Genomic DNA, 6,256 nt, shown 5'->3' with positions numbered 1-6,256 from the left:
GAGAAACACCACGCACTCCACTTCCCGATCCGCCTTGGTGGTGGGGGTGTTTGGTCCGACGGCGCAGAGGTGAAGGTGGGGTGGTGGGCCGTCTAGAGTTCGGTGGCTTTGTTGAGGATGGTGGCTTCGTCTTTGCCAATGTTGCCGCCATGGTGGGGTGTCCAGGTGCCGTTGTTGCAGGTGAAGGTCAGCCAGAGGTCGTCGCTGGAGGGCTCCTTTCTTGCCTCGTCGTTGAGCTGGAGTGTGGTCAGTCCTGCGGCTTGGCAGTCGGCGACGGCGTGGATGACGGGTGCTGCTGCCTCGGGGGTGAGGCCTTTGCGCTCGTCGGTGGCCAGGCCGGTGATGGATAGGGTGGTGCTGGCGAGGTCGATGGTGCCGGTGGGGCTGGCCTGTCTGGCGGCGGTGATGACCTGCTCGAAGGAGACGGTGGTGGGGAACTGCCCGTGCTGGTTGCTGGTGGAGGTCACCTTCCAGCCGTTCATGGTGAAGGTCTTGGAGGAGCGAGGAGCGCTCGGTTGTAGGAAGGTAGTGGGGAGTGCGGTCACTCGCCCGTAGTCGATATGGGTGTTCTCGATGGTTTTAGCTTCACCCGCAGCGGCCAGGTCGCGTCTGACGATTGAGCGGTCTGGGGGACGGGAGCCGCTGGCCAGGATGCTGACGCTGGTGCCGTGCAGTGTCCAGGACAGGGTGATGGTGAGGTTGATGTGGGTGTCGGAGTTGTCTTTGCCGAAGGTGGCATCGCGGGTGGAGGCCAGCAGGTTGGCCACAGCATCGGGGCTGGTGTCGTCCTTGAGACGCACGTCCAGGTAAGCGCTGGGACCGCCGTTGTCGGCTGAGGCCACGGTGATCTCAGCGGAGATGACATCAGGGCTGTTGGAGAGGTGCTTGGTGGCTGTGCTGGCGATGCGCCGGATTTTGTATCCTTCCGGTCCGCTGTCGGGGTTGAGGGTGATGCTGACCAGGTACATCAACCCGACAACCGCCAGCACCGCCACCACCAGCACGACCCGGACGGTCCACCAGCCAGTCGACCTGCCGGACAGCCTTGCTCGCCAGCTGGTAGAGGCTTCGCTGCTCGAGTCGGTGGTTGGGGCTTCTTCTGCCTCGGTGTCTTCTCTGTGTTCAGGTGTGGTCTGCTCGTCGGGCATCGGCTGCTCCCTTACTGACTCATTGGAGGTATTCTTCCCGATCCGTTGTGGTGGTGGGGGGGCGGTCCGACGGCGCAGAGGCGAAGAACGAACGGTGGGTTGGTTAGAGTTCGGCGGCTTTGTTGAGGATTTCGGTGTCGCTGGGGCTGGGGGAGTCGAACTGCGACGCCCAGGTTCCGTTCTTGCACACGAAGGTTATCCAGTGGTCGTCGCTGGAGGGTTCCTTCTTGGCTCCGTCGTTGAGCTTGAGTGTGGTGAGTCCGGCGGCTTGGCAGTTGTTGACGGTGTGGACGATGGGTGCTGCTGCGTCGGGGGTGAGGCCTTTGTTCTCGTCGGTGGCCAGGCCGGTGACGGACAGGGTGGTGCCGTCGAGGTCGATGGTGCCGGTGGGGCTGGCCTGCCCGGCGGCGGTGATGATCTGGTCAAAGGGTGGGTTGCTGAACTGTCCGTCGGTTTTGGGGGTGGAGGTGACCTTCCAGCCGTTCATGGTGAAGGTCTTGGAGGAGTCCGGGACGCTGGGTTGCGTCAGACTGGTGGGGAGTGCGGTGACTTCTCCGTAGTCGATCGTCAGCTCCGTGTAGGCGTCGATGCTGCCGGTGAAGACCTTCGCTTCTCCGACGGGGGTGAGTGCGCGCTTGACGTCGGTCCGGATTGCCTCAGGGTCTCGTTGACAGGAGACATCGACGTCGATGGTGCTGCCCTTGACGGTCCAGGACACCGAGATGATGAAATCGCCTGAGTAGTCGGGCTCCTCCTGGAGTGTTTTCTGCCGGGTTGAGGCCAGTAGGTTGGCGGCCGCCTCCACGCTGGTGCCGTCCTTGAGGTGGGCGTCGACTGTCACGGAACTTCCGTTGATGTTGGCTTCTGCTCCTGTTGCCTCTGCTGAGGTGACCGAGGGATCGCTTGAGAGGTGCTTGGAGGCTGTGCTGGCAACGCGCCGGACTTGGAAGCCATCCGGGCCAATGTCGGGGTTCAGGTTGACGTAGAGTAAGCAACCGTAACCACCGATGATCAACACAAGTACGACCAGCACGAAACAGACAGCCCACCACCCTAACGACCTGCCCGACGACGGTTTCCTCCGGCTGGCAGAGGCTTCGTTGCTCGAGTCGGCAGTCGGGGCTTCTTCCGATTGGGCTCCTCCTTGTTCAGGTGTGGTCTGCTCGTCGGGCATCGGCTACTCCCTTACTGGCTGAATGGACGTATTCTCTCAAATCAGCTATTCCTGCGGATCGAGTCGGTTCGGTCAGGTGGGCGCAGGGCATGCGGGTGACGGGCGGTCTACAGTTCGGCGGCTTTGTTGAGGATGGCGGCTTCTTGCTGGCCTTTTACGCCGTCGTCCTTGGGTGTCCAGGTTCTGCCCTGGCATACGAGAGTTCGCCAGGGGCCGTGGCGGCCGGTTGTGGTGTTGAGGTTGAGCTGGGTCAGTCCTGCGGCGTGACAGTCGGACAAGGCGTGCACCACGGGTGCTGCCGCCTCGGGAGCCAAGCCGCCGTCGTCGGTGGCCAGGCCGGTGACGGACATGGAGCCCGGGTCGGCCTCGAACGTGATGGAGCCGGTAGCGCTGGTCTGAGTGGCCGCAGCGATGATCTGCTCCATGGGTGGGGCGGCGAACTGTCCTGTCTCGTTGCTGGTGGAGGTGACATGCCAGCCGTTCATGGTGAAGGATTTCCATGTGCGTGAACCGGAGGGGCTGGTCAGTGAGGCCGGGGGAGAACCGACTTCGCCGTAATCGATCCCTAGGAGGGAGGACCCGCCTTGCCTGATGGTCTTGGCTTCCCCGACTGGGGTCAGATCGCGTGTGGTGGTGGAGATGATGTCGATGGTGGAGCGGCTGGTATCGAAGTCTGCTGCGATGCTGGTGCCGGCCAGGGTCCATGACATGGACACGGTCAGCGTGATCTTTCGGGTGCCGTCCTTGGTGTGAAGAGCGGCCTCGTGGGTCGAGGCCAGGAGGTCGGCGGCTTCCTGAACGCTGGTGCCGGCCTTGAGGCTGATGCTTACGTGAGCGGAGATGTCCGACGGCGTGGCTGCCTCGGATGAGGCGGAGGGTGCTGAGGTGACAAGTGGGCTGTGACCGAGGTGGTCGGCGGCTTCCTGGGCGACTTGGCGGGCATACGCACGATCCGCTGGCCCGGCTTGGGGGTGCAGGCTGGCGTCGATGCGAACGAACAGCATCCAGATACCCGCCATGCTCACGATCACCAAGACAATCAGCACCAGGCATCCTCTGAAAAGACGATTCGGCGATCGCTGAGGAGACGCCCTGTCGGGTTCAGGAACAGCATGGGCGTGACTGCCGGCCTGGTCGGAGTCGATCGACTCATCCACTATGCACCTCCCTTCTGCTTGTCCGACGTATTCTTCCTGATCCGCCTTGGTGGCGGGGGCGTTTGGTCTGACGGCGCAGAGGTGAAGGTGGGGTTGGTGGGGTGTCTAGAGTTCGGCGGCTTTGTTGAGGATGGCGGCTTCGTCTTGGCCGGTGCTGCCGTCGTCGTTGGGTGTCCAGGTGCCGTTGTTGCAGGTGAAGGTCAGCCAGTAGTCGTTGTCGGTTGAGAGGCCTTTCTGCAGCTTGCCGTTGAGTTGGAGTGTGGTCAGTTTCGCGGCTTGGCAGTCGGCGACGGCGTGGATGACGGGTGCTGCTGCCTCAGGGGTGAGACCTTTGCGCTCGTCGGTGACTAGGCCAGTGATGGACAGGGTCCCGTTGCTGAGCTCGATGGTGCCGGTGGGGCTGGCCTGCCTGGTGGCGGTGATGAGGTCGGTGATAGGTGGGTTGGAGTAGGAGTCGTTTTGGGCGGGGTAGTAGGTGACGTTCCAGTTGTGGAGGGTGAATGTTCTGTAGAAGTCGAGGCCGGTTGGCTCTGTGATAGACGCGGGAACGGCGTCGACTGTTCCATAGTCGGCGTGGATGGAGTCGTCAGGTTCGCCTCGGGTGACGGACTTGGCCTTGCCCACGAGGGTCAGCTCTCGTTGGGTGGTGGCGCGGATGCTGTCGGGGCTGTCGTCGCAGCTGAAGTTGACTGAGATGTCTGTGCCGTTGAGACGCCAGGACAGGGTGACGCTGAGTGGTACCTGGCTGCTGTCTGCCTTGCGGTGGATGGAGGCCAGGAGCTCGGCGGCCTGGTCCACGCTGGTTTCATCCTTGAGGCGGGCCTTGACCTGTGCGATGGGGCCGTAGCCGGAGGCGGCGTAAGCGTAGGAGACCTTGGCGGATATCACCTCGGGGCTTGATGAGAGGTGATGGGCTGCTGAGCGGGCCACGGTCCTGGCTTGCAGGCCGCTGATACCGATATCTGGGTCCAGGCTGGCTGCAACCCAGTAGAGGAACCCACCGACCACCACCAGCACCACAGCCAGCATCACATACCCCTTTTTAAGGAGGTCGCGAAATCGTTTATCGTCGGGGATGATGGAAATCGCATTACTTCGAGATGATTTACTCTGGTCGTCCTCAATGAAAATATTGCTAGAGGCAAGCGAAAATGTACCTTCACTCTGAGGGATTGAAGTCGAGTCGTTTGAATCCAGCTCTTCAGTTGCTTTGTTGTGCAAGATGTGCCTCCAAGAAATGTTGGGGTGCTCCAGCATTTGTCGGAACTGTAGACAACTAGTTTGTCATTAACGGGTGGCGTGCTTCAGATGTCAACTGACCTTCTGGTGGATCTATTTTCTGGAGTGGTTGCGTGTCCCTATCTATGAGAAAGCAGAAGGGTTTTGTGTTGCTGACTTACTGGATTCCGATGGAGTTATGGTCGATATGAGTAGACTGCTGGTTGCGCAATATTTGACTGATGCCTTCCAGGGAGGTAGTGCCTTTATCGGTGTAGGATGAATGTCCGGTGGATTCCGTTAAATCGCCAGTTGCATGTGTGTCTAAGGAAGTGAAATCGGAATCTGGGTGGGACGTTGGACTTCCTCCATATCGCCCTGACATTGCCACGACGTCGTCCCCTGTCGCGACTGCACTCATATGATCCGGTAGCATTCCCAGATCAGATGCGTCAACAGAAGTGACTCCAGGTGAGCCCCATACGACTACGTCGTCTGGGGCATTCGACTCACGCAAGGCGTATCCTGTGGCGGTTGAGCCGTATGAGTGGCCTGCTGCAACAAGGTGAGGGTCGCCGTGGTGAGTTTCCTGTAGGCCATCGTAAAAGCTTGCCAAGTCGGGACCGGCGCTCTGTGCTTCCTTGGAGCTAAGGACCGATGAGTCGGTGCCACGCAATGTCTCTGACCAGTTAGGGGCGTCATACCCCAGCCAGGTCACGGCCGCTGCGGTTTCTTGCCCTTTATCTCCTGGCTTCCATGCGAGCTCGGACTTGTCAAGAATATTCTCGGAGTTCCTGACGGGGCTTCCCGTAGATCCGTCTTTGCCAAACAGTCCAGGGGTGGCTTGTGTTGTCATGCCGGGCGTGAAGACCATGACGTGATCTGCGTTATCTATGTCTCCCGACCCTACGGCTGCGCGGAAATGGTCCCCTGATGAATTATCAAGAACCAGGAGGGTGCGTCCAGCTTCTCTGCTTTCCTTACTATTAAGTGATGCAGATATGTTGTTAAGTTCGTCCCGTTTCCTCAGAAGTGCCTCGTATTCTGGATTTGGAGTCTCTGTGTAGTACCCACCCCCTCCGCCAGGCGGGGAGTACCAGATCTTATTGCTCTTGGGTTCGAAATCTGCTATCTGCTGATCCATCTCCTTCTGCATGTATGCTAGCCAAGCCATGTTAGCCTCGTGGCGGACTGATGAGGGGATTCCATTGACGTTTCCGATCCAAGAAGGATGTTTATTAATGATGTGCTGTTGCAGTTCGGGACTCAGTGATGTCCACCAGTCGTTCACCTGGCTGGGCGTCCAGTTCGGGTTCGGCGGCTTGTCTCCATGGTTGACCACTTCGGGGCTCGGACTGTTTGCCGTGTCGTCTAGGGCGGCAATCGCATCGTAGGCCGATGAGATGAATGTGATCGTGTCACCTGCTTGTTCAACAAGTCGGTCACGCTCTCGCTCATAACCCCAGATCAGTTGGCTAACATCGCGACTGCGAGCCTCACTGTCGGTGCTGCCCGTCTCGAATGGTGTTATTGCTCCAGTTTCGGATATCTCTAAATCA

General features: G+C 59.9%; 5 protein-coding genes. All 5 read right to left on the bottom strand.

Annotated elements, in window-relative coordinates; genetic code table 11:
• Positions 1-92: 92 nt before the first annotated feature.
• Positions 93-1,148: a hypothetical protein gene (locus BKH32_RS13025; RefSeq protein WP_075250413.1), complete on the bottom strand. Its 1,056-nt coding sequence runs from the start codon at positions 1,146-1,148 to the stop codon at positions 93-95.
• Positions 1,149-1,251: 103 nt separating this feature from the next.
• Positions 1,252-1,989: a hypothetical protein gene (locus tag BKH32_RS13020; RefSeq protein WP_343213306.1), complete on the bottom strand. Its 738-nt coding sequence runs from the start codon at positions 1,987-1,989 to the stop codon at positions 1,252-1,254.
• Between the two features lie 440 nt (positions 1,990-2,429).
• Positions 2,430-3,368 (bottom strand): hypothetical protein, encoded by a 939-nt coding sequence (locus BKH32_RS13015; protein ID WP_081376823.1) that lies wholly within the window; start codon positions 3,366-3,368, stop codon positions 2,430-2,432.
• 216 nt (positions 3,369-3,584) lie between these two features.
• The gene (locus BKH32_RS13010) at positions 3,585-4,736 is read right to left on the bottom strand and encodes a hypothetical protein (RefSeq protein WP_256691992.1); all 1,152 of its coding nucleotides are present in this window, start codon (positions 4,734-4,736) and stop codon (positions 3,585-3,587) included.
• A 139-nt stretch (positions 4,737-4,875) separates the two neighbouring features.
• Positions 4,876-6,256: alpha/beta hydrolase (locus tag BKH32_RS13005; RefSeq protein WP_143222852.1), on the bottom strand; the 1,381-nt coding region annotated here is incomplete at its 5' end.

Origin of the sequence: Actinomyces oris (genome assembly GCF_001929375.1) — a bacterium.
GTDB classification, from domain to species: domain Bacteria; phylum Actinomycetota; class Actinomycetes; order Actinomycetales; family Actinomycetaceae; genus Actinomyces; species Actinomyces oris_B.
This window is presented reverse-complemented; position numbering and strand designations above follow the sequence as displayed.